The organism is Aquipuribacter hungaricus (assembly GCF_037860755.1).
GTDB classification, from domain to species: Bacteria; Actinomycetota; Actinomycetes; order Actinomycetales; family JBBAYJ01; genus Aquipuribacter; species Aquipuribacter hungaricus.
Genome location: NZ_JBBEOI010000366.1, coordinates 1 through 2,448, shown reverse-complemented (window position 1 = coordinate 2,448; position 2,448 = coordinate 1). Strand labels below are relative to the sequence as shown.

Here is a 2,448-nt window from a genome sequence, read left to right as displayed (position 1 = left end):
CGCGCCCGGGGAGCGGCCGGACTGGCTGGACCCCTGGGCCCGGGTCGTCGACGGCCGGGCCCGGCTGCCGGAGGGCTGGCGGTCCTCGCCGCCCGGCGGCGGTGCGGTCCGGCGGGCTGCGGTGCTCCTGCTGCTCGGCGAAGGCCCCGCGGGCCCGGACGTCCTGCTGACCCGCCGCGCGGACACCCTGTCCAGCCACCCCGGCCAGGTGGCGCTCCCCGGCGGCCGGCGTGACCCCGGCGACGTGGACGACGCGGCGTGCGCCCTGCGCGAGGCGCGCGAGGAGGTCGGCGTCGACCCGTCCTCGGTCACCGTGCTCGGCGCGCTGCCGCCGCTGTGGGTCCCGCCGTCGTCGCACCAGGTCGTCCCGGTGCTCGGCTGGTGGCACCGTCCCGGCCCGGTGGGCGTCGTCGACCCTGCCGAGGTGGCGGCGGTGGTCCGTGCCCCGGTGGCCGCGCTCGTCGACCCGGCCTCCCGCGTCGGCGTGCGCTACCCGTCCGGGCGCGGCAGCGGCCCCGGGTTCCTCGTGGGCGGGCTGTTCGTCTGGGGGTTCACCGCGGGGCTGCTGTCATGGGTGCTCGACCTGGCCGGGCTCACGCAGCCGTGGGACAGCACGCCCGTCGTCGACCACGAGGGCTCGCCGCTGACGGGGGACGGGACGTGACCCCGTCGCTGCTGCTGGACCTGCTGCTCGTCGTCCTGCTCGTCGGCTACGCCGGGACGGGGTTCCGGCAGGGGCTGTTCGTCGGGGCCTTCTCCCTGGCCGGCTTCGTCGTCGGGGCGGTGGCCGCGGCCCGGCTGCTCCCCCTCGCCCTCGACGGCACCGGCGTCGGTCCCTGGCGCTCCCTCGTCGTGCTCGGCGGGACGGTGCTGGCCGGCGTGCTCTGCCAGGCCCTGGCCTCCGCCCTCGCCGGGCTGGTCCGGCGGCGGGTGACGTGGCGCCCCGCCCGCGCCCTCGACGCCGTGACCGGGCTCGTCGGGTCCGTCGTCGCGGCGGCGCTCGTGGTGTGGGTGCTCGCGGGCGCGGTCCTCGTCAGCCCGTTCCCGCGCCTGTCGGAGGTGGTGGCCGGCTCCCGCGTGGTCTCCGCGGTCGACACGGTCGTCCCCGCGGGCGTCGGGCGCCGGCTCGAGGGCTGGTACGCCCAGGTGGACGGCGAGCTGTTCCCCCGGGCGTTCGCCGGGGCCGAGCCCGTCCTCCCGGTCGCGGACCCGGACCCGGCCGTGGCCCAGGACCCGGCGGTCGCCGCGGCCGGTGCCGGGGTGGTCCGGGTGACGGGCGAGGCGGAGGCCTGCCGGCGGGGGCAGGAGGGCTCCGGGTTCGTCGTGGCGCCCGGGCGCGTGGTGACCAACGCCCACGTCGTCGCCGGCATGGCCGAGCCGCAGGTGCAGGTCGGCGGCACGGGCGACCTGCTGCCCGCCCGGGTCGTCGTCCTCGACGCCGCCCGCGACCTCGCGGTCCTCGACGTCCCGGACCTGCAGGCCCGCCCGCTCGCGCTCGGCTCCGACCGCGCCCGGGGGGACGACGTGGTCGTCGCGGGCTTCCCGCTGGACGGTCCCTACGTGCTGAGCCCCGGCCGGGTGCGCGACGTGCTGTCCGCGCGCGGCGAGGACGTCTACGGCGAGCAGGAGGTGGCGCGCGAGGTGTACTCGATCAACGCCCAGGTCCGGCCGGGCAACAGCGGCGGCCCCGTCCTGGACGCCGCCGGCGCCGTGGTCGGCGTGGTCTTCGCCCGCAGCCTCGACGACCCGAGCACGGGCTACGCGCTCACCCTCGCCGAGGCGGCCCCGGTGCTCCAGGTGGCGGCCACGGCGACGGAGCAGGTGCCGACGGGGGACTGCGCGACCGGTTGACGTCCGCGCCGGCCGGTCGATGATGACTGCGGGGACGTCGGTGCCGGGCCGTGGGTGGGGTGCGCGGTCGATAGTGACTGCGCGGGCGTCGCAGGCCTCAGCCGGGCCGGACCACGCCGGGCAGCCAGGCGAGCAGGGCCTCGAGGAGCTGCTCCGGCGCCTCCTCCGGCACCAGGTGCCCCACACCGGGGAGCACGACGCGCTGCTGACCGTCCGGCGCAGGCACGGCCCCCGCGCCGGGACCGGTCCGGTCGACGGCACGTCCCACGGCGAACCGGTCCTCGCCGCCGTCCACCCGCAGCACGGGCACGGCGACGTCCCCGCGCACCGAGCGCCACCACCGCACCCCGTCAGGGCGGAGCGACGCCCGCGCGAGCCACCGCCACGGCTCCAGGCTGGTGTGGGCCACCGACGGCACCCGCACCGAGGCCACGTAGTAGTCCACGTCGGCCGCGGGCGCCGGGGTGGCGCGGGCGTCGTCGAGGTAGCGGCGCACCCCGCCGCGGTGGAGCAGGACGTGCTCGGGCAGGCTCGGCAGCTGCGCGGCCCCCAGCGCGCGGAGCGCCGGCCCCCGGAGCAGGCCGGGCCGGGGCGGCG

At 79.2% G+C, this 2,448-nt stretch carries 3 protein-coding genes; 2 read left to right on the top strand and 1 reads right to left on the bottom strand.

Features of this window, described 5'->3' with window-relative positions; all coding sequences use genetic code 11:
- The coding region (locus tag WCS02_RS19685; protein WP_340295976.1) for an NUDIX hydrolase at window positions 1–664 on the top strand (664 nt) is incomplete at its 5' end.
- Window positions 661–1,851, top strand: a complete 1,191-nt coding sequence (locus WCS02_RS19680; RefSeq protein WP_340295975.1) for a MarP family serine protease — start codon at window positions 661–663, stop codon at window positions 1,849–1,851. The genes WCS02_RS19685 and WCS02_RS19680, both read left to right, overlap by 4 nt.
- A gap of 97 nt (window positions 1,852–1,948) precedes the next feature.
- On the opposite strand, the gene WCS02_RS19675 is transcribed toward WCS02_RS19680, so the two are convergent.
- On the bottom strand, window positions 1,949–2,448 hold a 500-nt coding region (locus tag WCS02_RS19675), incomplete at its 5' end, for an alpha/beta fold hydrolase (RefSeq protein WP_340295974.1).